Source organism: Halorubrum sp. (genome assembly GCF_046498025.1).
In the GTDB taxonomy this organism is placed as follows: domain Archaea; phylum Halobacteriota; class Halobacteria; order Halobacteriales; family Haloferacaceae; genus Halorubrum.
Genome location: NZ_JAWOBM010000017.1, coordinates 47682 through 74003, shown reverse-complemented (window position 1 = coordinate 74003; position 26322 = coordinate 47682). Strand labels below are relative to the sequence as shown.

25 protein-coding genes are annotated in these 26322 nt (G+C 70.8%); 16 read left to right on the top strand and 9 right to left on the bottom strand.

What is annotated here, in order from left to right:
* Positions 1 to 251: 251 nt before the first annotated feature.
* The 4 genes from R6U01_RS03850 to R6U01_RS03835 all read left to right on the top strand — a co-directional run bounded on the left by R6U01_RS03850 (position 252) and on the right by R6U01_RS03835 (position 3126).
* Entirely contained in the window at positions 252 to 722 is a 471-nt protein-coding gene (locus R6U01_RS03850) for a 30S ribosomal protein S15 (RefSeq protein ID WP_410285141.1), read from the top strand.
* Positions 723 to 833: 111 nt separating this feature from the next.
* Positions 834 to 2123, top strand: coding sequence for an exonuclease RecJ (locus tag R6U01_RS03845; protein WP_410285140.1), 1290 nt, complete (start codon positions 834 to 836; stop codon positions 2121 to 2123).
* Positions 2120 to 2482 (top strand): KEOPS complex subunit Pcc1, encoded by a 363-nt coding sequence (locus tag R6U01_RS03840; RefSeq protein WP_410285139.1) that lies wholly within the window; start codon positions 2120 to 2122, stop codon positions 2480 to 2482. Before R6U01_RS03845 ends, R6U01_RS03840 begins: the two co-directional genes overlap by 4 nt.
* Entirely contained in the window at positions 2479 to 3126 is a 648-nt protein-coding gene (locus tag R6U01_RS03835; protein ID WP_410285138.1) for a 30S ribosomal protein S3ae, read from the top strand. Before R6U01_RS03840 ends, R6U01_RS03835 begins: the two co-directional genes overlap by 4 nt.
* Positions 3127 to 3619: 493 nt before the next feature.
* Here R6U01_RS03835 and R6U01_RS03830 read toward each other — a convergent pair whose 3' ends face one another.
* Positions 3620 to 4159 carry a GNAT family N-acetyltransferase gene (locus R6U01_RS03830; RefSeq protein ID WP_410285137.1) on the bottom strand — a complete coding sequence of 180 codons (540 nt, stop codon included), beginning with the start codon at positions 4157 to 4159 and terminating at the stop codon, positions 3620 to 3622.
* A 114-nt stretch (positions 4160 to 4273) separates the two neighbouring features.
* On the opposite strand from R6U01_RS03830, the gene R6U01_RS03825 reads away from it, so the two are divergent.
* Both R6U01_RS03825 and R6U01_RS03820 read left to right on the top strand, forming a co-directional pair.
* On the top strand, positions 4274 to 4552 hold the full coding sequence (locus R6U01_RS03825) for a DNA-directed RNA polymerase subunit L (RefSeq protein WP_410285136.1): 279 nt from the start codon (positions 4274 to 4276) through the stop codon (positions 4550 to 4552).
* Between the two features lie 133 nt (positions 4553 to 4685).
* A complete protein-coding gene (locus R6U01_RS03820; protein ID WP_410285278.1) occupies positions 4686 to 5714 on the top strand; it encodes a glycosyltransferase family 4 protein in 1029 nt (342 codons plus the stop codon).
* 30 nt (positions 5715 to 5744) lie between these two features.
* On the opposite strand, the gene R6U01_RS03815 is transcribed toward R6U01_RS03820, so the two are convergent.
* Complete coding sequence (locus R6U01_RS03815) at positions 5745 to 6065, bottom strand: hypothetical protein (RefSeq protein WP_410285135.1); 321 nt, start codon at positions 6063 to 6065, stop codon at positions 5745 to 5747.
* Positions 6066 to 6197: 132 nt separating this feature from the next.
* Between R6U01_RS03815 and R6U01_RS03810 the strand changes: the two genes are divergently transcribed.
* The 4 genes from R6U01_RS03810 (at position 6198) to R6U01_RS03795 (ending at position 10552) form a co-directional block, all read left to right on the top strand.
* Entirely contained in the window at positions 6198 to 7472 is a 1275-nt protein-coding gene (locus tag R6U01_RS03810) for a Single-stranded DNA binding protein (RefSeq protein WP_410285134.1), read from the top strand.
* Positions 7469 to 9073 carry a hypothetical protein gene (locus R6U01_RS03805; RefSeq protein ID WP_410285133.1) on the top strand — a complete coding sequence of 535 codons (1605 nt, stop codon included), beginning with the start codon at positions 7469 to 7471 and terminating at the stop codon, positions 9071 to 9073. Before R6U01_RS03810 ends, R6U01_RS03805 begins: the two co-directional genes overlap by 4 nt.
* On the top strand, positions 9073 to 9894 hold the full coding sequence (locus tag R6U01_RS03800; protein ID WP_410285132.1) for a metallophosphoesterase: 822 nt from the start codon (positions 9073 to 9075) through the stop codon (positions 9892 to 9894). Before R6U01_RS03805 ends, R6U01_RS03800 begins: the two co-directional genes overlap by 1 nt.
* An 82-nt stretch (positions 9895 to 9976) precedes the next feature.
* On the top strand, positions 9977 to 10552 hold the full coding sequence (locus R6U01_RS03795) for a putative phosphothreonine lyase domain-containg protein (RefSeq protein ID WP_410285131.1): 576 nt from the start codon (positions 9977 to 9979) through the stop codon (positions 10550 to 10552).
* 36 nt (positions 10553 to 10588) lie between these two features.
* On the opposite strand, the gene R6U01_RS03790 is transcribed toward R6U01_RS03795, so the two are convergent.
* From R6U01_RS03790 to R6U01_RS03775, 4 genes are all read right to left on the bottom strand, one after another.
* The gene (locus tag R6U01_RS03790; RefSeq protein ID WP_410285130.1) at positions 10589 to 11071 is read right to left on the bottom strand and encodes a hypothetical protein; all 483 of its coding nucleotides are present in this window, start codon (positions 11069 to 11071) and stop codon (positions 10589 to 10591) included.
* Positions 11068 to 12228 (bottom strand): thiolase C-terminal domain-containing protein, encoded by a 1161-nt coding sequence (locus R6U01_RS03785; RefSeq protein ID WP_410285129.1) that lies wholly within the window; start codon positions 12226 to 12228, stop codon positions 11068 to 11070. The genes R6U01_RS03790 and R6U01_RS03785 overlap by 4 nt, the downstream gene beginning before the upstream one ends.
* Before the next feature lie 84 nt (positions 12229 to 12312).
* Positions 12313 to 14601 (bottom strand): DNA mismatch repair endonuclease MutL, encoded by a 2289-nt coding sequence (gene mutL / locus R6U01_RS03780; RefSeq protein ID WP_410285128.1) that lies wholly within the window; start codon positions 14599 to 14601, stop codon positions 12313 to 12315.
* Between the two features lie 581 nt (positions 14602 to 15182).
* Positions 15183 to 16316 carry an ABC transporter ATP-binding protein gene (locus R6U01_RS03775; protein ID WP_410285127.1) on the bottom strand — a complete coding sequence of 378 codons (1134 nt, stop codon included), beginning with the start codon at positions 16314 to 16316 and terminating at the stop codon, positions 15183 to 15185.
* A 199-nt stretch (positions 16317 to 16515) separates the two neighbouring features.
* Here R6U01_RS03775 and R6U01_RS03770 point away from each other — a divergent pair, with 199 nt between their 5' ends.
* From R6U01_RS03770 to R6U01_RS03760, 3 genes are read left to right on the top strand one after another with little or no spacing between them, the layout of a single operon-like run.
* The gene (locus R6U01_RS03770) at positions 16516 to 17814 is read left to right on the top strand and encodes an extracellular solute-binding protein (RefSeq protein ID WP_410285126.1); all 1299 of its coding nucleotides are present in this window, start codon (positions 16516 to 16518) and stop codon (positions 17812 to 17814) included.
* 21 nt (positions 17815 to 17835) lie between these two features.
* Positions 17836 to 18831, top strand: coding sequence for a carbohydrate ABC transporter permease (locus R6U01_RS03765; RefSeq protein WP_410285125.1), 996 nt, complete (start codon positions 17836 to 17838; stop codon positions 18829 to 18831).
* Positions 18828 to 19895 carry a sugar ABC transporter permease gene (locus R6U01_RS03760; RefSeq protein WP_410285124.1) on the top strand — a complete coding sequence of 356 codons (1068 nt, stop codon included), beginning with the start codon at positions 18828 to 18830 and terminating at the stop codon, positions 19893 to 19895. Before R6U01_RS03765 ends, R6U01_RS03760 begins: the two co-directional genes overlap by 4 nt.
* A 260-nt stretch (positions 19896 to 20155) precedes the next feature.
* On the opposite strand, the gene R6U01_RS03755 is transcribed toward R6U01_RS03760, so the two are convergent.
* Entirely contained in the window at positions 20156 to 21187 is a 1032-nt protein-coding gene (locus tag R6U01_RS03755) for a glutathione S-transferase family protein (RefSeq protein WP_410285123.1), read from the bottom strand.
* 103 nt (positions 21188 to 21290) lie between these two features.
* Here R6U01_RS03755 and R6U01_RS03750 point away from each other — a divergent pair, with 103 nt between their 5' ends.
* A complete protein-coding gene (locus tag R6U01_RS03750; protein ID WP_410285122.1) occupies positions 21291 to 22577 on the top strand; it encodes an NAD(P)/FAD-dependent oxidoreductase in 1287 nt (428 codons plus the stop codon).
* 36 nt (positions 22578 to 22613) lie between these two features.
* Here the strand turns inward: R6U01_RS03750 and R6U01_RS03745 are convergent, their stop codons facing one another.
* Both R6U01_RS03745 and R6U01_RS03740 read right to left on the bottom strand, forming a co-directional pair.
* Positions 22614 to 23039: an Hsp20/alpha crystallin family protein gene (locus R6U01_RS03745; protein WP_410285121.1), complete on the bottom strand. Its 426-nt coding sequence runs from the start codon at positions 23037 to 23039 to the stop codon at positions 22614 to 22616.
* A 3-nt stretch (positions 23040 to 23042) separates the two neighbouring features.
* The gene (locus R6U01_RS03740) at positions 23043 to 23198 is read right to left on the bottom strand and encodes a hypothetical protein (protein ID WP_410285120.1); all 156 of its coding nucleotides are present in this window, start codon (positions 23196 to 23198) and stop codon (positions 23043 to 23045) included.
* 56 nt (positions 23199 to 23254) lie between these two features.
* Between R6U01_RS03740 and R6U01_RS03735 the strand changes: the two genes are divergently transcribed.
* Both R6U01_RS03735 and R6U01_RS03730 read left to right on the top strand, forming a co-directional pair.
* On the top strand, positions 23255 to 24343 hold the full coding sequence (locus R6U01_RS03735) for a DUF429 domain-containing protein (RefSeq protein ID WP_410285119.1): 1089 nt from the start codon (positions 23255 to 23257) through the stop codon (positions 24341 to 24343).
* A gap of 98 nt (positions 24344 to 24441) precedes the next feature.
* Entirely contained in the window at positions 24442 to 26319 is a 1878-nt protein-coding gene (locus R6U01_RS03730) for a radical SAM protein (RefSeq protein ID WP_410285118.1), read from the top strand.
* Positions 26320 to 26322 lie beyond the last annotated feature (3 nt).

The window sequence follows — 26322 nt, the reverse complement described above, 5'->3', positions numbered from 1 at the left end:
ACAAGAACACGCTTAAGAACCCCGGCGGCGACGTCTGGGATGGGAACAGCACAGCTGCAGATCCGACGCGCCGGGGCCTTTTCGCCCGCGGCTTGGGAATGTAGCAGTGCACCGACGCCTCCGGCGTCGCGGCTCGGGACGGTCCGCACGAGCGGGCCGTCCGCTCGGACCGCTCGCTCGACGCGAGCCCCGACAGCCGCGCCGCGCGGAGCCGTGGTCACGTTGTGGTTGTGCCGTTCCAATTTCAAACAATGGCACGAATGCACACGCGCCGTCGCGGTTCGTCCGGTTCGGACAAGCCGGCGACGGACGAGAACCCGGAGTGGAGCGACGTCGACGCCGAGGACATCGAGTCCCGCGTCGTCGAACTGGCGGAGCAGGGCCACGACCCCAGCGTCATCGGCCTCAAGCTCCGTGACGAGGGCGTCAAGGGCGTTCCGGTGCCCGACATCAAGCTGGCGACCGACAAGAAGCTCACCGAGATCCTCGAGGAGCACGACGCCGACGCGGAGTACCCCGAGGACCTCCGGAAGCTGATGAAACGCGCCGTCCGTCTCCGCGAGCACATGGAGGAGAACGGCCAGGACTACCAGAACAAGCGCGCGCTCCAGAACACCGAGTCCAAGATCCGCCGCCTCGCGAACTACTACCGCGGCGACGAGATCGACGAGGAGTTCACGTACACCTACGAGCTCGCCGCCGAGCTGGTCGGCGACGAGTGACGACGCCGACGAGACGGACCGAGGAGTAACCGACCACAACGCGACACGCAGACGACGCGAGAGCCGCCCGCGACCGCAGTGCGAACCGCCCGCGACCGCACCACCCACCCGATGACCGAAACGACGTCCGCCACGCCCACCCCCGACGCCCTCGCCGGCGTCCTCGCCGACGCGCCGTTCGCGCGGCTCGTCGCGACCGACGACGGCGACGCGCTGGCAGCCGCGGGGCTGCTCGCCCGGGCGCTGCGAGCCGTCGGCACGCCGTTTCAGGTCCGGGTCTCCGCCGATCCGGTGCCCGACGACGCCGACGACGGCGTCGCGGTGACGGTCGGCGCCGAACGCGGCGCGCACGCGATTTCCGGCGCCGGACGCCCGGCGAGCACGGACGCGTTCGCGATATCGCGCGCGCTCGGCGTCGAGCCGGACCCCGTCGTCGCCCTCGCGGGCGTCGTCGCGGCCGGCTCCGTCCCGGGGACGGACGGCTCGGGGGACGCGCTCGCCGCCGCCGAGGCGTCGGAGCGCGTTCGTCGGCGCCCCGGCGTCGCCGTTCCGACCGCGGACCTCGCGGACGGGATCGCGGCGTCGACGCTCGTCCGGACGCCGTACTCCGGCGACCCCGAGGCCGCGCGCGCCGCGCTCGCAGAGCTCGGGCTCCCGGTCGACCTGGACGACGACGCGCACCGACGCCTCGCGTCGCTGGTCGCCGTCGACGTCGCCGACGCGGACGGGGCCAGCGCGCGATCGACCGCGGCGGTCGAGCGCGCCCTTCGCCCCTACGCGACGGACGGCCCGTTCGAGACGGTCGGCGGCTACGCCGACGTCCTCGACGCGCTGGCCCGCGAGGCCCCCGGCACGGGAGTCGCGCTGGCGCTCGACGCCGACCCGAGCGACGACCTCCGGACGGCCGCGCTCGACGCGTGGCGGTCGCACGGGTTGGCGGCGCACCGCGCGCTCGACGCGGCGACGACCGGCCGGTACGACGGCTGCGTCGTCGCCCGCGTCGACCTCGCGGGAGGGAACTCTCCAGAGCGGGGGGACCCTGCGGCCGACGCGGCCGCCGTCCTCCCGACCGTCGCCCGGCTCGTCCGCGACTTCCGGTCGCCCGAGCCGGTCGCTATCGCGGTCGACGAATTGACCGGCCACCTCGCCGCAGCGGCCACTGGTGGGGGCCGCGCAACGGGCGACGCGGCCACCAGTGGGGGCCGCGCAGCGGACGACGCGGCCACCGAACCCCTCGGGCTCGGCGACGCCTGCCGGTCGGTCGCGACCGAGTTCGGCGGCGACGGCTGGGGGACCGCCGAGCGCGGCGGGCTCGCGGTCGCCGCGGGCGCGGACGGCCGCGGAAGCGAGGCCGACGGCGACATCACGGGCGCACTCGCCGCGCTCAGGGAGGCGCTATGAGCGGGGACGACCCACGGACCGACGTCGGGGCGTCCGGCGATGAGACGCGCGGCAATGGGACGCGCGGCGACGGGACGACCCGGACGGCGACCGTCCGGACGACCCACGCCGACGCGGCCCTCGTCGCCGCCGCGCTCGCTCCGGACGAGACCGACTCGATGGCGACTCGCGTCGACGGCGACGCGATCGAGTGCGCCGTCGAGCGACCCACGACCGGCGGGCTGCGCTCGACCGTGGACGATCACGTCGTGAACCTGCGCGTCGCAGACCGACTCGTCGAGCGCGCGAGGGCCCACCTCGCGGCCGGCGACGGAGGACGGTCCTCCGACACCAACACCGATACCAACACCAACACATGAGCGAACGATCCGTATCCAAGAGCAGAGACCAGAAGCGCTGGTACACCGTACTGGCGCCCGAACAGTTCGACCGGCAGGAGCTCGGCGAGACGCTCGCCGAGGAGCCCGACCAGGTCGTCGGCCGCACGATCACGACGACGCTGGGCGAGCTCACCGGCGACTCCGGCGCGAACAACACGAAGCTGACGTTCAAGATCACCGACGTCGGCAGCGACGCGGCCTACACCGAGTTCATCAAGTACGAGCTCACGCGGGACTACCTGCGCTCGCTCGTCCGCCGCGGCGCCTCGAAGGTCGAGGCGTCGATCACGGTGCTGACGACGGACGACTACCGCATCCGCGTCCAGCCCGTCGCGCTGACGACCAAGAAGGCCGACCGCTCCCAGGAGAAGGCGATCCGCCGCGTCATGATCGACAAGGTCCACGCGGCCGCCGAGGAGCGCACCTTCGAGGCGTTCGTCGACGCCATCGTCGACGGGAACCTCTCGTCGGCGATCTACGGCGAGGCGAAACTGATCTACCCGCTGCGCCGCGTCGAGGTCCAGAAGCTGACCCTCGAGGCGCGTCCGCGCGAGGTCGCCGCCGAGGAGGAGGCCGCCGTCGACGTCGACGCCGACGAAGTGGCCGTCGACGCCGACGAGTAACGCTCCGTCGACGCATCGACGCGACTTTTCCGTTTATCGACCGCGGAGCGGCGGCGCCGATTCGAACTCCCGTGAGCGAGAGCGGATGCGACGGTTCCATTTATAAGAGGAGACCGGAAGAAGCCGGTGCGAATGCGGCGGCGCGTGCTTCCGAGCGGCCGTTTTCAAGCGGCCGCGAGGAGCGCGCGCGGGAGTCGCGAGCGCGTTGGGCGACCGAAGGGAGCCCCGAGCGAGCGACGAGGCTGGGGAGGCGTGAGGTGCGGTTGCGGTGCGGGGTGGGACTCAAAGGGGCAGCCGCGAGGGCGAAGCACGCCGCAGTAAGCACCACAGCGAGCGGTAGCGAGCGAGGAGCGCAGCAAGGCGCGCGAGCCCTCGCGGCTGGGGCTTTGGAGGTGTATTCGGTCACAGCGACTGCAACGACGTGTAGCCGAGCGGCTGGGGCTTTGGAAGCGTTCACCGACCGATCTGCGGTGAATTGCTTATAAACAGCCGCTCACTCCACCGAGCGCGTCAACTGCTCGCGATACGGCTCGAACCCCTGCTTCTCGTAGAACCCCATCGCTCGCTCGTTGTCGACGTCGACGTCGAGCCGGAGCTCGCCGCAGTCCCGCTCGCGCGCGTCGGCGGCCGCCCGCTCCATCAGGCGGTCCGCGAGCCCGGTGCCGCGGTACGGTTCTTCCACGTAGATCTCACCGACTACGAGCCGGTCCGGGCGATCGAACGGGTCGGGACACTCGTCGACGCTCGTCAACAGCAGGCCCGTCAGTTCGAGGGCGGGGTGCGTGACGGGCGCAGTCGCGGGATCGGCCTCGGCGCCGGCGGAGGCCCTCACCGCCACCCACCCGCGGTTCCCCTCCTGTTCGAGCCGGTTCCGCGTGAACGCGACGTTGCGCTCGACGAACCGCTCGTCGGGCCAGTCGGCGAGCGCGTGCGCGTCGACCCGGTCGGCGAGCTCGCGGTGATACGGGAGCCACAGCTCGGCCGCGTAGCGGCGGAGGGCGTCGTCGTCGGTCGGGAGGCGTCGGAGCTCCACGCGGCCGACTGCGTCCACGCGAATTAAAAAGGCTGCCGTGGCATGCGGGTCGTCCGCATCCCCGGATATCCGGGAGACGAAAGCTTGAAACGCCGCTCGCCCGACCGCACGAGTATGGAACTGCGGGTCATCGAGAAGACCGACACGGAACTCCGCATCGAGATCGCCGGCGAGGACCACACGTTCATGAACGTGCTGAAGGGCGTCCTCCTGGAGACGGACGGCGTCGCGGCCGCGACCTACGACATGAACCCCGAGCAGTCCGGCGGCCAGACGGAGCCGGTGCTGACGGTGAAATCCGAGTCCGAGGACCCGCTCGACCTGCTCGCGGACGCCGCCGAGGCGATCACCCACCGGACCGGCGCGCTGCGCGACGCCGTGCAGGCGGCCTGAACCGGACTCGTCGGCGACCCCCCGAATACGTTTTCCGCCCGTCGCCGCTCCCGCGAGCCGCACGGCCGACCGAACGAGGGGCATACCTAAGTGTCGAGTCCAGAAACGGTGTGGTATGCCACCGAGCGTACTCATGCTGGGATGGGGGTACCCGCCGAACATCACCGGCGGGCTCGACGTCCACGTCGGCGAACTGTTCACCGGGCTCCGCGACGACCTCGGAGTGGAGGCCACCCTCGTGTTGCCCGCGGAGTTCGCCCCGGACGACGAGCCGGGGCTCGAAGCGGTAGAGACGGGCGACGGCGATGTCGCCGCCCGCGTCGAGCGCCTCAGTGACCGGTTCGCGGAGCTAGCGGCCGACCACGACGTGATCCACACCCACGACTGGTTCGGCTACGCGCCGGGGCGGCAGGCCGCCCGCGCGTCGGACGCCACCTGGGTCTCGTCGTTCCACTCGCTTGCGAGCGACCGCAACATCGACCCGCCCAAGCGGGAGATCGAGACCGAGCGCCGGCTCGCGAACGCCGCCGACACGAACATCGCCGTCAGCGAGATCGTCCGCGGCGACATCAAGGAGCTGTACGACGCCGACTCCCGCGTCGTGTACAACGGCTTCTCGACGCCGAAGTTCTCCGGGAAAGACGTCCGCGAAGACCTCGACATCGAGGGCGAGATGCTGTTCTTCGTCGGCAGACACACCGACCAGAAGGGGATCTCCCACCTGCTGTACGCGATGAAGAAACTCCGCGGCCGCGACGTCACCCTCGTCGTGGGCGGGTCGGGCCACCAGACCGAGCAGCTGAAGCGGTTCTCCGAGTTGGTCGGCATCGAGGACCGCGTCGAGTTCGTCGGCTACGTCCCCGAGGCGGAGCTCGGCGACTACTACGCCGCCTCTGACGCGTTCGTCTCCCCGTCGTACGCGGAGCCGTTCGGGATCACGATCACGGAGGCGCTGGAGGCGGGGACGCATGTGGTCGCGACGCCCTCGGGCGTCGCCGAGGTGCTCCCCGACGGCTGCCTCGTGGAGGTCGAGACGGACTCGGAGTCGATCGTCAACGGCCTCATCGAGGCGCTCGACCGCGAGGAGCCGCCGCAGTACGAGCGCCGCGAGTGGCTGGACGTGGCGAAGGACACGCTGGCGGTGTACGAAGAGGTAGCGTAAGCCGCCGCTCGGCCGACCGGATACGTAGACCTACTCCTCGTCGCCGCGGTACACGTCGAACTCGGTCGCCGTCCCGGGGTGACTGATCCGGAATCCCTCGGCCGTCTCGGTCACGCCGCGGGTGCTGCCCGAGTCGCCGCCGTAGGGGCTCTCTTCGCCGTCGACGCCGCTCCCGCCCTGATACGGCGAGGTGTACGGCGACGCCGACGGTGGCTCGTCGAATCCCTCCGGCGGGAGGTAGATCCGCTCGCCGCCCTCGGACCGGACGACGACCGCGACGTCGCGGGTCCCGCTCACGTCGATGACGGTTCGCTCCCCCGTAACGCGCGCGTCGATGTCGATATCGTCCATGCCACACGTTGCGGACGGGGGCGGTTTAGCACTACCGGCCGTCGGCGGCGGTGCGGAGCGGCCGCGTCGCCGCGCGCCGCGACCACACCCGGTGGTGAATCCTTTTGTGCGGTCGCGTCGAAGGCGATTCCGATGGACGTCAACAGCCATGCCGAGGAACTCGCCTCCGACCTCGGCGTCGACAAAGAGGAGGTCAAAGCCGACCTGGAGAACCTACTGGAGTACAGCGTCCCGATCGACGAGGCGAAACAGAGCGTCCGCCGAAAGCACGGGGGCGGCGGCGGAGGCTCGACGCCGACGCCGGACTCGGTCGACGTGGGCGAGATCACTACCGACCACGACGGCGTGACGGTCACCGTCCGCGTACTCACGCAGGGCACGCGGACGATCCGGTATCAGGGCGACGACCTCACGATCCGCGAGGGGGAGGTCGCCGACGAGACGGGCGTCATCTCCTACACCGCCTGGCAGGACTTCGGTTTCGAGCCCGGGGACTCGCTGACGATCGGCAACGCCGGCGTCCGCGAGTGGGAGGGCGAGCCGGAGCTCAACCTCAACGACTCCACCACCGTCGCCATCGCCGACGAGCCGGTCGAGGTGGACCGGGAGGTCGGCGGCGACCGGAACCTCGTCGACATCGCCGCGGGCGACCGCGGGCGGAACGTCGAGGTCCGCGTGCTGGAGGTCGACGAGAAGACGATCTCCGGACGGGACGGCGAGACGGAGATCTTAGAGGGCGTCGTGGGCGACGCGACCGCGAAGCTCCCCTTCACCGACTGGCAGCCCCGCGCCGAGTTGGAGCCGGGCGCCGACCTCCGGATCGAGGACGTCTACGTCCGCGAGTTCCGCGGGGTCCCCTCGCTCAACCTCACCGAGTTCTCGACGGTCACCCCGCTCCCCGATCCCGTCGAGGTCGCCGAGGACGCCCCGCGCCTCTCGATCGGCGAGGCGGTGGCCTCCGGCGGGATGTTCGACGTCGAGGTCGTCGGGAACGTCTTGGAGATCCGGGACGGCTCCGGGCTCATCGAGCGCTGTCCCGAGTGCGGGCGCGTCGTCCAGAACGGCCAGTGCCGGAGCCACGGCGACGTCGACGGCGAGGACGACCTCCGCGTGAAGGCGATTCTGGACGACGGCACCGACACCGTCACCGTCGTCCTCGACGACGAGCTCACCGCCGAGGTGTACGGCGGCGGGTTGGACGACGCCCTCGACGCGGCGAAGGACGCCATGGACAAGGGCGTCGTCGCCGAGGCGATCGCCGACTCGCTCGTCGGCCGCGCGTACCGCGTCCGGGGGAACCTCTCCGTCGACGACTACGGCGCGAACCTCGACGCGAGCGAGTTCGCGCTCGACGACGACGACCCGGCGGACGCCGCCCGCGCCGCGCTCGCGGAGGTGGGCGAATGAGCGACGACGGGCCGGGCGCCCGCGAGGTCGCCCACCGGGTGTTCGCGGCCGAGTTCGACGACGCCTCCCTCTCGTACTCCGAGAGCGACGAGGAGCGCGCCCCCAACTACGTCGTCACGCCGACCGGCGCGCGCGTGAACCGGCTGTTCGTCGCCGGCGTGCTCACCGAGGTCGAGCGCGTGAACGACGAGACGCGCCGCGGGCGGGTCGTCGACCCATCGGGCGCGTTCGTCACCTACGCCGGCCAGTACCAGCCCGAGGCGCAGGCGTTCCTCGAACGCGCCGACCCGCCGTCGTTCGTCGCGCTCACGGGGAAGGCGCGCACCTTCGAGCCCGAGGACTCCGACCGCGTGTTCACCTCGGTCCGCCCCGAGAGCCTCAACGAGGTCGACGCCGACACCCGAGACCGCTGGGTCGTCTCCGCCGCGGAGGCGACGCTCGACCGGCTCGCCGTCTTCGAAACGGCCCTCGACTCGGAGCTCCGCGGCGACGAGCTCCGTGCGGCCCTCGAATCTGGCGGCGCGCCCGCACCGCTGGCGGCGGGGATCCCGAAGGCGATCGCCCACTACGACACCTCGACGGCGTACGTCGAGGCGGTCCGACGGCTCGCCGTCGACGCGCTGGAGCTGATCGCCGGCGACCGCGACGAGGTCCGCGCGCTCGACCTCGCCCCCGACGCGGGCGGCGACGCGGCTATCGGCGCGCTCCCGGACACCGAAGTGACAATCGAGGCGCCGACCGGGGCCGCGGCGCCGTCGGAGGGTGCCGAGGCGGCCACCGACGTGGAGGCAGAAAGCGACGCCGACGCCAAGACGCAGGCGGCCGCCGACGCCGAGACACAGGCGTCCGCGGCGGTCGACGCCGGTGGCGAGTCCGAGTCGAGCGAGTCGAGCGCGACCGCCGAGAGCGACGGGAGTGAGACGGCCGAGACCACCGAGAGCGCCGCGACCGACGACACGGCCGCGGATTCCACCGCCGCGACCGACGAAGAGGGTGGGCTCGGCGACTTCGAGGCCGGTGACGAGGCCCTCGACGCCCCCGAGGAGCCGCTCGACGCCGACGACGGAACTACCGACGCGGCGGCCTCTGCCGAGGTCGACGCCGCGGACGACGAGATGTACGAACTCGACGACGAGGAGCGCGAGGAGATCGAGTCCGAGTTCGGCACCGACTTCGCGACCGGCTCGGAGGTCGACGAGCCCGGCGAGGCGGACATCGACGTGCCAGATCCCGAAGACCTACAGGAGACGCCCGAGGACGCGACGGCCACCGAACTCGACGTCGACGCCAGCGAGACGGTCGACGCCGGCGAGACGGACGACGCCGGCGAGACGGACGACCCGAGCGACGAGTCCGGCGGATCGGACGCGGCCGACGAGCCGGACGACGACGTCGAGGCCGCCGCCGTCGACGTCGAGGCCGCCGCCGTCGACGCCATGACCGCGCTCGACGACGGCGACGGCGCCGACCGCGAGGCGGTCGTCGACCGGGTGGTCGACGAGCACGGCGTCGACGCCGACGCCGTCGAGGACGCGATCCAGGACGCGCTGATGAGCGGGAAGTGTTACGAGCCCGGCGACGGGGTGCTCAAGCCGATCTGATGGTGTCGGGCGTGACGCCCGCCGTCGAGCCGGTCGTCGGTGAGCCGGCCGCCGTTGCCGACCTCGGCGAGGAGCGCGCGCTGCTCGTCGCCGACGTGCACGCCGGCATCGAGGTCGGCCTCCGCTACGAGCGCGGCGTCGAACTCGACGACCGGGCGGACGAGCGCCGCGAGCGGCTCTGCGACATCCTGGCGGTGACCGACGCCGACCGGCTCGTCGTCCTCGGCGACCTCGCCCACCGCATCGCGGCGCCGGAGGGCGAGGAGCGCGAGGAGCTGGAGACCCTGATCCGGACCGTGACCGACCGCGTCCCGATGACGCTCGTCGAGGGGAATCACGACGGGGGCGTCGCGGAGGCGTTCGCCGCCGACCTCGACGTGATCGGGGCCGGCGGAGGCGTGATCGGTGCGGGCGCTCGCGGCGGGGCGGACGGCCGGTCCGGAGCCGGCGGCGTCGGCGTCTGCCACGGCCACACGTGGCCGGACCCGGCGCTCCTCGACGCCGACGTGGTGTGTATGGGTCACGAACACCCGCAGGTGCGGCTGGAGGATTCGGTCGGCGGCTCCCGCGTGAAGCGCGCGTGGCTCCGCGGCCGGATCGATCCGGCGGCGTTCGTCGAGGACGGCGATTCGGCGGCCGCCGTCGTCGACGGAGAACCGCCCGAACTCGTCGTCTTCCCGGCGTTCAACGAGCGCTCCGGGGGAACGTGGGTCAACGTCGACGGCCAGTCGTTCCTCGCGCCGTTCCTCCCCGACGCGCTCCCGGCGGGCGACGCGTACCTGCTGAACGGGACGCGGCTCGGCGACTTCCGGCGGATCTGAGGGCGGTTCGGGACGTCTCGACGCGGCTCGCCGCACCCCTCCCCGGCGGGAGCGTTTTCTCTCGGGACGCCGAAGCGGCGTCATGGTCGTCGACCGCGCGCCGACCGATATCGACGAGGCGGGATGGCACTGGCTCCGGGTCAGACACGTGACGGGGTTCCCGCGGAACGCCCGCGACGGCTACTTCCCGAGACACGGCGTGACGCGCCCGGCGGCGACGACGGAGACGGACTTACCGCCGGTCGGTGAGGGAGGCGAAGACCTCCCGGCCGACGCCGCGACCGTGGCCGACGCGGACCGGCTCGCGCTCGAGACGACGTACCTGAGCGGGAAGTGGCTCGTCGAGCGCTCGCCGGAGACGGTGAACGACCTCTGGGAGGCGGTGGTCGAGGACGTCGCGGCCGAGCGGTTCTGGGACGCGAAGGTCACGACCCGGGCCGGCCGCGAGGCGTTCGACGAGACGGACCACGCCGTGCTCGTGTTCACGCCCAACTACTTCGACCGGGACGACGTCGAGCGGGTCCGGCGTCGACTCAGGGAGACCCACGGAGTGAGAGAGGAGATCCGCTACCGGCCCGACGTCTACACGCTCGACGGGGCCCACGAGGAGGTGCTCGGCGAACTGACCGACAGCGGCGCGGCGCGGTTTCGGGCTTAAGAAGGCGAGAGCGGCGACGGACCGCCGACCGCGAGACTACTCGACCGGCCGGAACCGGAAGCCGTCCCACTCCTGGCTCTCCGGCTCGCGGATCCCCGCGTCCGGCTCTCTGAGGTCGTCGGCGTAGACGGGCTCGACGCGGTCGCCGATGTCGACGTCGACGTCGCCCGGCGCGTCAGTGCCCGCATCGTCGTCCGCATCGCCGCGCGACGCGACCTGCCCGAGCGCGCGGACAACCGGCCCGTCGTACCCCTCGCCCATGTCGAACTCGACGATCGCGAGGGTGTTCGGCTCGCGGACGCCCGGCGGGGTCGCCGTCGACGTCGTCCACGTGACGACCCGGGCCTCGTACTCGGCGAGGTCGACCGTCCCGACGCGCTCGGCGCCGTTCGGACTCACGGTGTGGGGCGGGTAGGTGACCGTTCCGTCCGCGTACTCGGCGGCCTCGAGGATCGGTTCGGCGCTGTCCCCCCGGTCGTCTGCTCCGGCGTCGGTCGTCTCCGCGGTCTCGTCGCTCATTGGCTTCCCTCCAGAATCGCGGTGGTCACGCAGTTCCCGAACCCGCCGACGTTGCAGGCGAGGCCCGTGTCGGCCTCGACCTGTCGCGGTCCGGCGGTCCCGGTGACCTGCTTATATATTTCGTACACCTGTGCGACGCCGCTGGCCCCGAGCGGGTGCCCCTTCGATTTGAGCCCGCCGGAGGTGTTGATCGGGAGCGCCCCGTCGCGGTCGGTGACGCCCTCCTCGACCGCCTTCCACCCCTCGCCCTTCTCGAAGAAGCCGAGGTCCTCGCTCTGGAGGAACTCGAGGATGGTGAACATGTCGTGGAGCTCCGCCACGTCGACGTCGTCCGGCCCGATACCGGCCATCTCGTAGGCGATATCGGAGGAGTCGGCGACGCCGCCCATCGTCGTCGGGTCCGCCCGCTCGTGGACGACGTGGGTGTCCGTCGCGCCGCCGATTCCCGAGACGACCGCGTACTCGTCCGCGGGGACGTACTCCTCGGCGACCGACTCCGGACAGAACACGAGCGCCGCGGAGCCGTCCGTGATCGGACAGAAGTCGTACAGCCGGAGGGGGTCGGCGACGACCGGCGAGTCGAGGACCGTGTCGAGGTCGACCTCCTTCTGGAACTGGGCGTGGGGGTTGTCCACGCCGTTCCTGTGGTTCTTCACCGCGACCTTGCCGAGGCTCTCGCGGGGCGCGTCGTACTCGTCGAGGTAGAGCCGCGCGGTGAGCCCCGCGAAGGAGGGAAGCGTGACCCCGTGTTTGTACTCGACCGGGTGCGTGAGCGACGCGATCACGTCGGTCGCCTCCGCGGTGGTCCGGTGGGTCATCTTCTCGCCGCCGACCAACATGGTGAGGTCGCTGGCGCCGGAGGCGACCGACTGCCACGCGGCGTACACGCCCGCGCCCCCCGACGAGGAGGTCTGGTCGATGCGGGCGGTGTACGCCGGGGTGGCCGCCAGGTCGTGAGCGAGCGCGTTCGGGACGCCGGTCTGGCCCTCGAACTCGCCGCTGGCCATGTTCGAGACGTACAGGTGATCGAGGTCGTCGCCGTCGATGCCGGCGTCGTCGAGCGCGGCCGCGCCCGCCTCGGCCAGCAGCTCGCGCACCCAGGCGTCGCGCTGGCCGAACTGGGTCATCGACGCGCCGATGATCGCTACGCGTTCCATACGCCCGGGTCCACGGCGCCCGCCTAAAGCGTACCTCTCTGCGGTCGACGGCGATCCGTCGGCGTCGCCTCCGGACGGCCGCCCCTACTCCGCGCGCCGACCCGCGTGCCCGGGGTAGTCGCGCTCGAACCGCGAGCCGATCTCGTCGCGGTCGAGTCGGATCACGACCGGTCGGCCGTGCGGGCACGCGTACGGGTTCTCGCAGGCGTCGAGCCGGTCGAGCAGGTCCACGACCCGCCCCTCGGTCAGCGAGGTGTTCCCGGTCACGGAGGGGTAACACGCCAGGTCCGCGAGCAGCTCGTCGACGACGTCGGTCACGGGCTCGTCGCCCTCGGTGGCGTCGCCGACGAACGCGGAGAGGACGTCCCGGAGGAGGTCCGGATCGAGGGCGGCGTCGAAGACCGCCGGGACCGACTCCACGACGGCCTCGCGCTCGCCCGCGAGCTCGGCGCGGAACCCGATCGCCGCGAGGTCGTCGACGAAGTCGTCGAACACCGCCGCCTCTCGCGCGGTGAGCTCGACGCGGACCGGCTCCGCGAGCGCCTGCGCGTCGACGCCGTCGGCGAAGGCGGTCCGCAGTCGCTCGTAGTTCACCCGCTCGTCGGCTGCGTGTTGGTCGATCAGCACGAGCCCGTCCGGCGCCTCCGCGACGACGTAGGTCTCGTGGAGCTGCCCGAGGACGCGCAGCGGCGGGAGCGAGTCGTAGGTCCGCTCCGCGGCCTCCGTCGTGTCGCCCGCGAGCGTCCGCTGGGCGGTCGCGGTGGAGCGTGGGCCGGTCGTCGGTTCCGTCGCCGGTCCTCGTCGCTCGTCCGGATCGCCGGCGACGTCGTCCGTGATGGGCCCGGAATCCGTGACGGGGCCGGAATCGACGTCGGCGTCCGAGGCGGAATCGGTGGCGGCGTCGTCGGTGACAGCGGCTCCCGAGTCGCCGAACCGGTCGAGCCCGTCCGCTTCTCCGGCGTCGGTCTCGGTTGCGGCCCCGCTTCCGCCGTCGGCTCCCGTGTCGCCCTCGGCGTCGTCCGGCGCCGACTGCCAGCTCCGCGGCGACGGGCGGTCGGGCGGTGACGGGTCCGGCTCGGCGGCGTCGGCCGACCCCACGTCGCCGACCGCCCACGCGTCCTCGTCGGTCGGGTCCAGTTCGGACGCCCCGGTCGCGGGCTCGCCGTCTCCCCCCGTGCCGCTCCCGTCGACGTCGCGCTCGTCGCCCTCCCGCCCGTCGAGCGCCGCGCGCTCGTGGTCGGTGCCGGCGCCACCGACGGCCTCGGTCGGCGTCTCCTCGGGGGTGATCGCCGTCTGGTCCGGCGCCGACCGGCCTCGCGGCGCGGTCGAGCGGATCAGCCCGTGATCGAGCAGCGCGCTCTCGACCGCCTCCGCGACCGCGGCGCGCACGGCGGGCTCCTCGTCGAACCGAACCTCCAGCTTCCGGGGGTGGACGTTCACGTCCACGTCGCCGGGCGGCACCTCGACGAACAGCACGGCGAAGGGGTAGCGGTCGGGCGCGAGCTGGCCGCCGTACGCCTCCAACACCGCCTCGCGGAGCGCGCTCGCGGTGACGTACCGGTCGTTAACGTAGGTCGCGAGGTACTCGCGGGTCGAGCGCGTCGTCTCCGGGTGGGAGACGAGGCCGGTGACGCGGCGGACGGGAGCGTCGGTCGGTGCGTCGCTGTTCCCCCCCGCCTCGGGCGTCCGCTCCACGTCGACCATCGCCTCCGCGACCTCGCGGCCGTACACGGCCAGCACGGCCGAGCGGAGGTCACCGTTCCCCTCGGTCGCGAACGTCTCGCGGCCGTCGTGCTCCAGCGAGACCGCGACGTCCGGGTTCGCGAGCGCGTAGCCGGTGACGACCGTGTTGACGCGGTCGAACTCGGTGGTCGTCCGCTTGAGGAACTTCTTGCGGGCAGGGGTGTTATAAAAGAGGTCCGCCACCTCGACGGTCGTCCCCTCGGGACAGCCCGCGGGCCGGACGTCGCCGACCTCGCCGCCCTCGACGGTGATCTCGGCGCCCGCGTCGGCGTCCGGGGGACGCGACCGGACGGTGAGCCGCGAGACCGCGCCGACGGTATACAGCGCCTCGCCGCGGAAGCCGAGGGTGCCGACCCCGCGGTCGAGGTCCTCGATGTCGCCGATCTTCGAGGTGGCGTGCTCCGCGACCGCGGCCTCGAGCTGGTCGGCCGGGATCCCCACGCCGTCGTCGCGCACGCGGACCCCCCCGGTGCCGCCGGCCTCGACCGAGACCGCGACCCGGCTCGCGCCCGCGTCGAGGCTGTTCTCGATCAGCTCCTTGACGACGCTCGCCGGGCGCTCGACGACCTCGCCGGCCGCGATGCGCTGGACGGTGCGCTCGTCCAACCGCTCGATGTTCGGCGGCTCCATTGCTACTCTCCGGTCGGACGAGCGCACACTTGAAGCCGTTGTCGCCGACGGCGACGCGAGACGGATGGCATGTCGAGAGTGACGCTATTTATGAACCGATCTGCGGTGGCGCGCGCCTCTGAGCGCCCGAAGGGCGCGAGGAGCGCGTGCGAGGTCGTCGGGCTTCGCCCGACTGCCAGAGGCGCTTCGCGCCTCGCTGTCGCCGGCGCGTAGCGCCGGCTGCCAGAGGGACCTCCGGTCCCTCGCTGGAGTCGGTTGTCCGGAGCAACGCGGAGGACCACCGACGAGGCTGGGGAGGTGTGAGGCTGCGGTCCCGCGAACGAAGTGAGCGGGAGCATGGAAGTGGTAGCCCGCGCAGCGAAGCGAGCAGGAACAGGGCGAGACCGGAGGTCTCGCTTGCTCACGCGGTGAAACCGCGTGACCGTCTTCTAGCGGTGCTGTGCAGTGCGGGGGGGGACTCAAAGGGGCAGTCGCGAGGGCTTTGGCGGTGGTCACCGACGGTCTGCGATCACTTATCATAACCGAGCCGTCGCGGCTCCGGAAGCGTTCACCGCCAAAGCAACCGAGTGTAAATAACCGTCTCAGACCACGGCGGCCGCGATCTCCTCGTCGCTCAGGAACACGTCCTCGCCGGTCTCGGCGTCGAACAGGTGAATGTTCGCCTCGTCGAAGACGATGCCCACCTCGTCGCCGGCCGCGGGCTTGATGTCCGGGGTCGACCGCGCGAGGAAGTCCTCGTTCACGTCGAGGTGGACGTAGTTGTCGGACCCGATCGGCTCGACGACCTCGACGGTCGAGATAAGCGTCTCGTCGCCGGTCGGACCCTCGACGATTTTGATGTTCTCCGGGCGGACGCCGAGCGTGTACGGACCGGTCTCGACGTCGTGGCCCGCGACGTACTCGGCGCTGAGTTCGAGGTCGAGGCCGACCGACTCGCTCCGGATCGCCGCGGTCGTCCCGTCGGTCTCGACGTCGACGTCGATGAAGTTCATCGAGGGGGAGCCGATGAAGCCCGCGACGAACTCGTTGACCGGGTTCTCGTACACCTCGGTCGGCGCGCCGACCTGCTGGAGCTTTCCGTCGTTCAGGATCGCGAGGCGATCGCCCATCGTCATCGCCTCCTCCTGATCGTGGGTGACGTACATCGCCGTGACGCCGAACTCCTTCTGGAGCTTCTGGATCTCCGCGCGCATCTCGGTCCGGAGCTTCGCGTCGAGGTTCGAGAGCGGCTCGTCGAACAGGAACACCTCGGGCTCCCGGGCGATGGCGCGGCCGAGGGCGACGCGCTGTTTCTGTCCGCCCGAGAGCTCGTCCGGCTTGTCGTCGAGCAGGTGCGCGATCCCCATCATCTCGGCCATGTCGGTCACGCGCTCGCGACGCTCGTCTTTCGTCATATCGGTGCTCATCTTGAGCCCGAACCCCATGTTCTCCATCACCGTCTTGTGGGGGTACAGGGCGTAGTTCTGGAACACCATCGCGACGGGGCGCTCCTTCGCGTGGATGTCCGTGACGTCCTCGTCGTCGAAGCGTATCGTTCCCGACGTTGGCTCTTCCAGCCCGGCAACCATCCGCAGCGTAGTGGTCTTTCCGCAGCCCGACGGCCCGACGACGGTCACGAACTCGCCGTCTTCGATCTCCAAGTCGAGGTCGTCGACGGCGACGATGGTCCCTCGGTCGAACTCCTTCCGGAGGGTGTCGAGCGTTACACTTGCCATTTACTGGCAAAGTGTGCTTCCCGCATATTAGTTCTTCGCTGTTTTTCCGATATATGAGGAACAATCTCATCTTAAATATGAACCCGAGCCAGTGCTGGATACGAGCGCTCAGCGTGACCGTCGACAGCGGTGACGGGGACGACGGCCGACCCCAAAAATTAAATGTATGAATATGTAATTCATCGTTTGTTGTAGACACATGAACGAGAAACGCAGAACGCTACTCAAAACGATGGGGGGAAGTACCGCGCTCGCGGCGCTCGCGGGCTGTATCAGCACGGACAGCGGCGACGGGTCCGACGACGGCGACGACGGCGACGGGTCTGACGGGTCCGACGACGGCGACGACGGCGACGACGGCGACGACGGAAGTCAGGGAACCGCGACGCTGTGGACGGACCTCTCCGACGGCGAGGACGAGGCGATGTCCGGGTACGTCGACGAGTTCGAGTCGGAGGCGGGTCACACGATCGACAAGGAGGCGCCCGGCGGCGACCTCGACCAGCAGCTCGAGACCGCCATCCCGTCCGGCGAGGGCCCCGACTCGTGGGTCTGGGCGCACGACTGGATCGGCCGGTTCGCGGTCCGCGATGAGCCGCCGTTCCTCTACGACGCGAGCGACGACGTCGACGTCTCGCTCGACGAGTACTCCGGGGCCGCACAGGAGGCTGTTCAGTACGACGGCGCGCTCCACGGGCTCCCGTTCGCTTCGGAGACGGTCGCCCTGTTCTACAACGAGGACATGGTCGACGCTCCGCCGGAGACCCTCGAGGAGATGGTCTCCGTCATGGACGAGTTTCACAGCCCCGGAAACGGCGAATACGGGCTCTCGTATCCCGTTGCGGACCCGTACTTCGTCAGCGGATTCATCCAGGCGTACGGCGGGAACATCTTCGACGAGGAGAACCTGGAGGTCACCCTCGACAGCGACGCCTGCAAGCAGGGGATGGACGCGCTCGAGACGCTGTTCGACTACGTCCCGGCCGATCCGGGATACGAGTCGCAGATCGTCGCGTTCGCCGACGGCGCGGCTCCGTTCGCGATCAACGGCCCGTGGGAGCTCGCGAACCTCTCCGGGGAGATCGACAACCTCGGCGTCGCGCCGCTGCCGACGGTCGACGGGAACCACCCGCGCACGTACTCCGGTATCCAGACGTTCTACTTCAGCGCCATGCTGAACGACGCCGACCAGTCGACGGTCGACGCGACCACCGGGCTCGCCGAGTGGTACACCACGAACGAGGAGATCGTCGAGACCAACGCGGCCGAGCAGGGGTACATCCCCGTGCTCAGCTCCGTGGTCGAGGACGGGAACCTCTCTGCGGAGGTCGAGGCGTTCGCCCGACAGGTCGACCACGGCGTCCCGATCCCGACCCATCCAGACATGAACAGCGTCTGGACGCCGCTGACAGATGCGCTCGAGCGCGTCTTCAACGGCGACCAGGAGAGCGGTCCCGCCCTCGATCAGGCCGCTTCCGAGATCCGGGAGAACCTGTAGGCGTCCTTCCACCCAGTCATCATGGCTTCCCCACACACCGGTACCGGCGCGAGCGGCTTGGCGCGGCTCCGAGCAGCGGTCCCGTTCTCCAACCGCGACTGGGGGCTCCTCCTCGTTATCCCCGGCGTCATCCTCTTCTCGAGCTTCATGCTGTACCCGATCTTCTATCTGTTCTATATCTCCCTGACCGACGCGACGTTCGCCGGATCGGTGATCGGGGGCGGCGCCGAGCTGATCGGGCTGGACAACTACGTTCAGCTGCTGAGCGACTCCCAGTTCTGGACATCGATGTCGACGACGTGGCTGTTCGTCGCCGTCTCGCTCGTAATCAAGGTGTTCGTCGCCGTCGGGATCGCCCTCCTGTTGAACCACGCGCGCGTGGCCGGCAAGCGCTACATGCGCGCGGCGGTGATCGTCCCGCTCGGATTCCCCGGGATCTTCACGATCACCGTCTGGCGCGGGATGTTCAGCGACGCCCGGTTCGGCGTGTTCAACACGATCCTCGGACGGTACAACGGGGTCATGTCGTCACTGTCGGCGCCCGAGGTCCTCCTCTTCGACGTCCCGATCGGCTTTCTCAGCGGTCGGTGGGAGGCGTTCTTCGCGTACGTCACCACGGAGGTGTGGCTGGCGTACCCGTTCATGGTGATCATCATCGTGAGCGCGCTCCAAGACGTGCCGCGCGAGCTCCACGAGGCCGCGATGGTCGACGGGGCGGGGTTCCTCCAGCGGTTCCGGACCGTGACGCTGCCCGCGATCAGGCGGCCGGTGCTGTTCGCGTCGATCCTCACCGGCGCGACGTCGTTCCAGCAGTTCCTGATCCCGTGGGTGTTCAACCAGGGCGGCCCGGCGCGGCAGAACGAACTGATCATCGTGTACGGCTACCGCGAGGCGATCAGCTTCAACGAGTTCGGGCTCTCGGCCGCGATCCTCATCGTCGCGATCGCCTTTATCGGCGTGTTCATGTACGCCGCCGTGCGCTACGGCGGCCTCGCCGAGGGGGTGGGTGACGAATGAGCGCGCTCGGAGCCGCCCTCGCGATGGTCCGCGCGAAGCTCGTCGGGCTCGCGACCGCCCCGAAGCGGTTCGTCGTGACGATCCAGCGGGCGATCTACGACCTGCGGACCGGCAAGCGCACCCCGTGGGACGTCGCCAAGAGCGTGCTGATGACGGCGTTCGGGCTGTTGATGGTGCTGATCCTATTGTTCCCGCTGTTCTGGATCTTCGCGGCGTCGCTCGCCGAGGGGACCCGGCTGTTCAACACGAGCGGGATCTTCCCCGACCCGACGACGTACAACCTCGACGCGTACCGGTGGGTGCTGTTCGAGTCCGACTTCTTCTTCATCGACGGCGACTGGGGGTACCCCCAGCTCGTTATCGGCGGCGGGAGCGGGCTCGTTCCGCTCGGCTTCCGGTGGGCCGGCACCGAGACCGGCCCGGGCGCGGTGTTCAACAGCCTCTACCTCGTGAGCGTGACGATCGTCGCCGGCTTCGGGATGATCGTGCCGGCGGCGTACGCGTTCTCACGCCGGAGCTTCATCGGTCGCAAGCGGATCCTCTACGGGTACGTGCTGTTCACGCAGATCGGCGCCGGGCTCTCGATCGCGACGCTCGTGGCGCTGTACTCGCTGTTCAGCTCCTACGGGCTGACGAACAACCTGTTCATCCTCGGGCTGTTCTACGCCGCCGGCGCGATCCCGTTCAACACCTGGCTGCTGAAGACGTACATGGACAACATCCCCGTCTCCTACGAGGAGGCGGCGATGGTGGACGGCGCGAGCTTCCTCGACACGATCCGGGAGGTCATCCTCCCGCTGACGAAGCCGGGACTCGCCGTCGTGCTCATCTTCGTCTGGCTCGCCGGGTGGAACGAGTTCATCATCGCGCAGACGCTGCTCTCGCCGGATAACTACCCGCTCTCGGTGGAGCTGTACAACCTCGCCACCGAGGGGCGGTTCTCGACGCCGTGGACGCGCTTCGCGGCGTTCGCGAACCTGTTCGCGCTCCCCGTCGCGATCGTCTACTTCGCGGCGCAGCGCTCCGTCGAGGACGGCCTCTCGTTCGGCGGGATGGAGGGATAAGACGCGGGTCGGCCCGTTTTATTCCGTTCTGCGTTTCTCTCGTTTTGCGCGGTTTCTCGTTTTGCGCGTTCTCCGAAATTGGTGGCCGACGACGGAACGGCGGTGTATACCTCCAAAGCCCCAGTCGCCGGCGGCCACGCCGCCGGCTGTCAGAGGGACCTTCGGTCCCTCGCTACTCGCGCCTTTCAGGCGCTCGCCGGCACGCGCCACCGCAGAATCGGTTTGTAAAATAACGGTCGTCGTGGACGGTCGTTCGGCCCTCAGTCGTCCGCCGTCGGCGTCGGCGCTTTACCGCCGAATCGGTCGCGGTCGTGGTCCGCCTCGAAGTCGAGGTCTGGACCGCGCGCGATGATCCCGGACGGCGTCACGTCCGGGTGGGTCGTGTAGTAGTGCTCCTTGATGTGGCTCGTGTTCACGGTCTCGGCGACGCCCTCGGTCTGGTAGAGGTCCCGCAGGTACGGCCACAGGTGCTCGTACTGGTGGACGAACCGCTTGTTACACATGAAATGGGTGTGGTACACCTGGTCGAACCGCACCAGCGTGGTGAACAGGCAGATGTCGGCCTCGGTGAGCGAGTCGCCGACGAGGTACCGCTGGTCCGCGAGGTGGTCGTTCCAGCGGCCGAGCGCGTCGAACAGGTCGTCGACCGCCTCGTCGTACGCCGACTGCGAGGTCGCGAACCCGGCGCGGTAGACGCCGTTGTTGATCGGCTCGTAGATCTCGGTGATCACCTCGTCGACGTCCGCGACGGTCGCCTCGTCGTCGGGGCCGGGGAGCAGCGAGACGTCGTTCCCGAGGCCGTCGAACGCGGTGGAGAGGGTGCGGAGGATCTCGCGGGACTCGTTGTTGACTACTGTCTCCTCCTCGGTGTCCCACAGCACGGGGACGGTCACGCGGCAGGTGGCGTCGGGGTCGGCCGCGACGTACAGCTCTCGGAGGTAGTCGCTGCCGTGGAGGCGGTCGGGGGTACAGCCCTCCTTTTCCGGAGTGAACTGCCAGCCGTCCTCGGCGCGGTACGGGTCGACGACCGAGACGCCGATGGCGTCCTCCAAGCCGAGGAGCGACCGCGCGAGCAGGATGCGGTGCGCCCACGGGCACGCGTAGGAGACGTACAGGTGATACCGGCCCGCCTCGGGCTGGAACCGCTCATCGGGCTCGGCGTCGACGTGGGCCGGCACGTCGCTGCCGGCGATCCAGTTCCGGAACGTCGTCTCCCCGCGCTGGAACGACCCGTCCCCGTCCGTCGCCTCGTACGCGTCCGTCCGCCACTCGCCGTCGACGAGTTGATTCATACCGATCACACGAGCGCGAGCCTCATAACGTGGGCGGGGACGTGCGTGTCACCCGGCCGACTCGGCGGTAGCATTAATCCCCCTCCCGGTGAGAGACGGACCCATGAGCCGATCCGCGCGAACGGACCCACAGGACCCGCCCGCAGTCGCGGTCGTCGGCGGCGGCGCGGTCGGCGTCACCGCGGCCGCCGACCTCGCGGCCCGCGGCGCCCACGTGACGCTCTACGACCGCGACGACCTCGGCGCCGGGAGCTCCGGCCGCGCCGCCGGCGTCCTCTACGACGCGTACGCCGAGGACGTCGACGCCGCCCTGGCCGCCCGCGCGATGGAGCGGTTCCGGGCGTTCGACCGCTCGCTCCCGGGGTTCTCGTTCACGCCGTGCCCGTACGTGATCGCGGTCCGCGAGGGCGACACGGACGCCGACGCCGTGCCGTCGATGGTCGACCGGATGCGCTCGCACGGCCGCGAGGTCTCGGTCGTCGACCCGGCGGCGCTCGCCGAGCGGTTCCCGGTCGCGACCGACGACCTCGCGGTCGCCGCAGTCGCCGAGAACGGCGGGTGGTGCGACCCGGCGAGCTACGTCGCGGCGATGGGCCGACGGGCACGCCGCGAGGGCGTGACCGTCGAAACCGGGACGGCGGTTTCGCTGACCGGCGCGGGCGCGGAGCTCCGGATCGGCGCGAGCGGAGGCGGGGTCGACGGAGGGGGGGACGGCAGAGGGGGGAGCCGCGCCGAGGTCCGCGAGTTCGACGCGGTCGTCGTCGCCGCCGGCGCGCACACCGCCGACGTCCTCGCGGGCGCCGAGATCGCGGTCCCGGTCGTCCCCTATCGCGTGCAGGCGCTGACGAGCGGGGTCGCCTACGACGGTCCGATGGTCTACGACGCGACCGCGGGCGTCTACCTCCGCCCGCACCCGACCGGGCTGCTGGCCGGCGACGGGACCGAGCCGTTCGCGGCCGACCCGGACGACTACGACCGCGAGGGCGACGACTGGTTCGTCGAGTCCGTCGCGACGACGCTCCGCGAGCGCGTCGACGCCGTGGGCGACGGCGAGCCGGACGTGGAGCGGGCGTGGGCCGGGCTCTGCACGGCGACGCCCGACGGCGACCCGCTCCTCGGACCGGTCGGCGGGGGAACGGACGCCGCAGGCGGGTCCGGCGGCGACCCGGACCGCCTGTTTGTCGCCGCCGGCTGGCAGGGACACGGGTTCATGCGCGCGCCGGCGGTGGGAGAACACGTCGCGGAGGGCGTGTTGGCGTCGCTCGACGGGGCCGCCGCCGATGCTCCCGAGTCGCCGTGGATCGAACCGTTCGATCCCGACCGGTTCGACGGGGACGAGACGTTCGAGATCACGGAGGGGATGTCGGTCGAGGGCCGGACGAAGAACTGAGGGCCGAAGAGCGGGGCGGCGTGGGCGTCTCCGCCGTTACCCGTCGGCGTCGTCTTCCTCGACGACCGCGACGTCCCGCCCGTCGTCTTTCTTCGGGATCTCCACCTGCAGCGTCCCGTTGCGGGTCAGCGTCGCGTTCGCGCCCTCCGGCGTGACGTTCGCGTCGTTGGGGAGGTCCGCGCTCCCCGAGAGGGAGACGCCCCGTCCGGGGAACCGCATCTCGTAGCCGTCGTAGAAGTCGCGGAACCGGTCGAGCTCGACTTCGACGGTGTGATCGAGGAAGGTCACGTTCAGGTCCTCGCCGCGGACGCCCGGGGCGTCGAAGACGACGAGGTAGGCGTCGTCGCTCTCGAGGAGGTCGTACGAGAGCGGGCGACGCTCCTGCATCTTGCTCCATCCTCGCCCGACCCGTTCGAGGGCGCGGCGGACGGCCGACCGGCCCGCCTCGACGAATCCGCTCACGGGTTACACCTCGACTTCGGCGAGGTCGCTCCCGCCGCAGTACGGGCACGACAGGTCCTCAACGGCGTGGTCGTCGGGAACGTCGTACGTGTAGTGGTTCTCGAACATGTCGAGCTCGCAGTCGTCGCTCTCGCATTTGACCTCCATCGTCGATGGCATATACGACACCGTTGTGTCGGCGAGGGCTTAAACGGCGTGGCGGCGGTCGTCCGTGTATGGACGTCAGCGGGGACGGCGACGTGGCGGGGCAGTCGAGCGGCGAGTCGGCGCGCACAGACGGCGACTCGGGTCGCGCTACTGACGAACCGATCCGCGTGTGCGGCGTCGACTTCAGCGCGGCGGCGACCGACGCGGGACGGAAGACGTGGATCGCGAGCGGGCGGGTCGACCCCCCGAGCGACGACCTGGTCGTGACCGACCTCCGGCCACTCGCCGACGTCGCCGGTCTCGACGACGCGGGCCGCACGGACGCGCTGCCGGCGCTCGCGGGGTGGATCCGCGAGCGCGACGAGGCAACCGTGGTCGGGCTCGACTTCCCGTTCGGACTGCCGCGGTTCGTCGTCGAGGAGACGGGCAACGAGTCGTGGCGGTCGTTTATAAATGGATTTCCGGAGTCGATCGGGGTCAACGGAAGCGAAGGCGGCGACCCGAGCAAGGGCGACGGCGACGGTGACTCGGGCGACGGCGACGGTGACTCGGGCGAGGGCGAGGGCGACGGTGACTCGGGCGACGGCGACGGCGACCCGCGCGATCCGGTGCGCGCGTTCGCCGAGCGCTGCGTCGGGCTGACCGAGCGCCACGGCGAGGGGACCTACGCCAAGCGCCGGACGGACGCCGCCGTCGGCGCGCGCTCGCCCTACGGGTTCATCGCCGACACCATCGCCTTTTACGGCATGCGCGACGTGCTCGCCTCCCTGATCGACGAGGTCCGGTTCGCGCCGATGGACCGGACGGACGGGGGCTGGCGGCCCGAGGCGCCGGCGGGACCGACGGCGGTCGAGACGTACCCGGCCGCGGTGCTGGACCGGCTCGGCCTCCACCGGACGAACTACAAGGGAAGCGGCGACGAGAAGGCGACCCGGCGTCGGCGGAACGCCGAGGGGCTGGCCGAGGCGGCCGGCGTCGTATATAACTCCGGGTCCGGGCTGACGGAGACGATGGTCGCGGACGCGGGCGGCGACGCCCTCGACGCCGTCGCCGCCTGCGTCGGGGCGTTCACGGCCTGGACGCGCGACTACGAGCCGGACGCCGCCGCGCTCGGCGACCCCGACGCGGTCGCCCTCGAGGGACACATCTACGGCTGAGGGGTCGCGTCGCCGGCCGCGGCGGCATATATATTCGACCGGGCGGCCCCCGACGTTCCGCACGCTTTTCCCGTCTCGGCCGACTACGGTGGGTCAACATGACCGATTCGCCCGCGTCGGGCCGGGGGTCGCTCCCGCCCGATCCGAACGACCTCTCCGTCACCATCGTCGACGGCTACGTCGACGAGCCGGCGCACTTCGGCGTGCCGCCGTACATCTCGACGTACCCGCGGTACACGGCCGGCGCGCTCGTCGACGCGGGCGTCCCCGAGGGGCAGATCACCTACCACACCATCGACGAGCTGCGCGAGGACCGCGGGAAGCGCGCCGACGTCGCCGACGCCGACCTCATGGTGTACGTCGGCGGGATGACGGTCCCCGGGAAGTACGTCGGCGGCACCCCGGCCGAGCCCGACGAGGTCCGCGAGCTGGGCTGGACCGCGGACGGCGTCACCCTGCTCGGCGGGCCGGTGCGGTTCGGCGTCGGCGAGGAGAACGCGGGCGCGACCGAGACCGAGCGCGACGACCTCGACTACGACTTCGTCGCCATGGGCGACGTGGAGGCGGCCGCCCACGACCTCGTGCGCGAGGGGTTAGAGGGGTTCGGCAACCGGATGCGCGACAACGCGGAGATCGACCGCTGGGCCGAGAAGGGCGCGTTCGTCGTCGAGCAGCACCCCAACCACCCCGACTACCTCATCTGCGAGATGGAGACCTCCCGCGGCTGCGCTTACCGCTGTTCGTTCTGCACGGAGCCGCTGTACGGGAGCCCGGCGTTCCGCGAGGCGCGCTCCGTCGTTGAGGAGGTCGACGCGCTCTCGGATCGGGGGGTCAAGCACTTCCGGCTCGGGCGGCAGGCCGACATCCTCGCGTTCGGCGGCGACGGCGAGGCGCCGAACCCCGACGCGCTCCGCGAGCTGTACGGCGGGATCCGCGAGGTCGCGCCCGACCTCCGGACGCTCCACCTCGACAACATGAACCCGGTGACGATCACCGACTACCCCGAGGCCTCCCGCGAGGCGATCCGGGTCATCGCCGCGCACAACACGCCCGGCGACACCGCCGCGTTCGGGCTCGAATCGGCCGACCCGGTCGTCCAAGAGCGGAACAACCTGCTGGTCACCGCCGAGGAGTGCCTGGAGGCCGTCCGCGTCGTTAACGAGGAAGGCGGGTGGCGGCCGGGCGACACGCCGGAGACCACGCCCGGCGGCGACGACCGGGTGACCGGCCCCTCGACCGGCCCGGACGCCTCGCCGCGGCTCCCGAAGCTGCTCCCCGGGATCAACCTCGTCCACGGGCTCGCCGGCGAGCGCCCGGAGACGTACGAGCACAACAAGCGGTTCCTCCAGACGGTGTACGACGAGGGGCTGATGCTCCGCCGGATCAACATCCGGCAGGTGATGGCGTTCGCCGGCACGGAGATGGCCGAGACGGGCGCGGACATCGCCCAGGAGCACAAAGACCAGTTCCAGGCGTACAAGCGGGAGGTCCGCGAGACGGTCGACAACCCGATGCTCGACCGCGTCGTCCCGCCCGGGACCGTCCTCCCCGACGTCCACTTGGAGTACCACCAGGACGGGAAGACGTTCGGCCGCCAGCTCGGCACGTACGCCCTCCTGGTCGCCGTCCCCGGCGAGCGCGAGCTCGGCACCGCCATCGACGTGGCGATCACGGACCACGGTTACCGCTCGGTCACCGGCGTGCCCTACCCCCTCGACGTCAACGCGGCGTCGATGGACGAGCTGACGGCGATCCCCGGGATCAACCGGAGCACGGCCGGAGACGTCGTCGTCGGACGCCCCTACGGCTCGGTCGAGGCGGTCGACGCCGGCGTCGCCGACCTCTCGCGGTTCGCCGTCGCCGACGACCTCGACGTGCCGATCCCCGGACGTGAACTCGCCGGGTCAGGCCCCGGCCCGGCCGCGCGCTCCCTGCTCGACCGGCGCGACGGTTCCTCCCTGGGACGCGGGGACTGAGCC

Bases quoted from the DNA above. Each gene is read 5' to 3' on its own strand.
- R6U01_RS03850 (WP_410285141.1), top strand. From the start codon at position 252: ATGGCACGAATGCACACGCGCCGTCGCGGTTCGTCCGGTTCGGACAAG.
- R6U01_RS03845 (WP_410285140.1), top strand. From the start codon at position 834: ATGACCGAAACGACGTCCGCCACGCCCACCCCCGACGCCCTCGCCGGC.
- R6U01_RS03840 (WP_410285139.1), top strand. From the start codon at position 2,120: ATGAGCGGGGACGACCCACGGACCGACGTCGGGGCGTCCGGCGATGAG.
- R6U01_RS03835 (WP_410285138.1), top strand. From the start codon at position 2,479: ATGAGCGAACGATCCGTATCCAAGAGCAGAGACCAGAAGCGCTGGTAC.
- R6U01_RS03825 (WP_410285136.1), top strand. From the start codon at position 4,274: ATGGAACTGCGGGTCATCGAGAAGACCGACACGGAACTCCGCATCGAG.
- R6U01_RS03820 (WP_410285278.1), top strand. From the start codon at position 4,686: ATGCTGGGATGGGGGTACCCGCCGAACATCACCGGCGGGCTCGACGTC.
- R6U01_RS03815 (WP_410285135.1), bottom strand. From the start codon at position 6,065: ATGGACGATATCGACATCGACGCGCGCGTTACGGGGGAGCGAACCGTC.
- R6U01_RS03810 (WP_410285134.1), top strand. From the start codon at position 6,198: ATGGACGTCAACAGCCATGCCGAGGAACTCGCCTCCGACCTCGGCGTC.
- R6U01_RS03805 (WP_410285133.1), top strand. From the start codon at position 7,469: ATGAGCGACGACGGGCCGGGCGCCCGCGAGGTCGCCCACCGGGTGTTC.
- R6U01_RS03800 (WP_410285132.1), top strand. From the start codon at position 9,073: ATGGTGTCGGGCGTGACGCCCGCCGTCGAGCCGGTCGTCGGTGAGCCG.
- R6U01_RS03795 (WP_410285131.1), top strand. From the start codon at position 9,977: ATGGTCGTCGACCGCGCGCCGACCGATATCGACGAGGCGGGATGGCAC.
- R6U01_RS03790 (WP_410285130.1), bottom strand. From the start codon at position 11,071: ATGAGCGACGAGACCGCGGAGACGACCGACGCCGGAGCAGACGACCGG.
- R6U01_RS03785 (WP_410285129.1), bottom strand. From the start codon at position 12,228: ATGGAACGCGTAGCGATCATCGGCGCGTCGATGACCCAGTTCGGCCAG.
- mutL (WP_410285128.1), bottom strand. From the start codon at position 14,601: ATGGAGCCGCCGAACATCGAGCGGTTGGACGAGCGCACCGTCCAGCGC.
- R6U01_RS03775 (WP_410285127.1), bottom strand. From the start codon at position 16,316: ATGGCAAGTGTAACGCTCGACACCCTCCGGAAGGAGTTCGACCGAGGG.
- R6U01_RS03770 (WP_410285126.1), top strand. From the start codon at position 16,516: ATGAACGAGAAACGCAGAACGCTACTCAAAACGATGGGGGGAAGTACC.
- R6U01_RS03765 (WP_410285125.1), top strand. From the start codon at position 17,836: ATGGCTTCCCCACACACCGGTACCGGCGCGAGCGGCTTGGCGCGGCTC.
- R6U01_RS03760 (WP_410285124.1), top strand. From the start codon at position 18,828: ATGAGCGCGCTCGGAGCCGCCCTCGCGATGGTCCGCGCGAAGCTCGTC.
- R6U01_RS03755 (WP_410285123.1), bottom strand. From the start codon at position 21,187: ATGAATCAACTCGTCGACGGCGAGTGGCGGACGGACGCGTACGAGGCG.
- R6U01_RS03750 (WP_410285122.1), top strand. From the start codon at position 21,291: ATGAGCCGATCCGCGCGAACGGACCCACAGGACCCGCCCGCAGTCGCG.
- R6U01_RS03740 (WP_410285120.1), bottom strand. From the start codon at position 23,198: ATGCCATCGACGATGGAGGTCAAATGCGAGAGCGACGACTGCGAGCTC.
- R6U01_RS03735 (WP_410285119.1), top strand. From the start codon at position 23,255: ATGGACGTCAGCGGGGACGGCGACGTGGCGGGGCAGTCGAGCGGCGAG.
- R6U01_RS03730 (WP_410285118.1), top strand. From the start codon at position 24,442: ATGACCGATTCGCCCGCGTCGGGCCGGGGGTCGCTCCCGCCCGATCCG.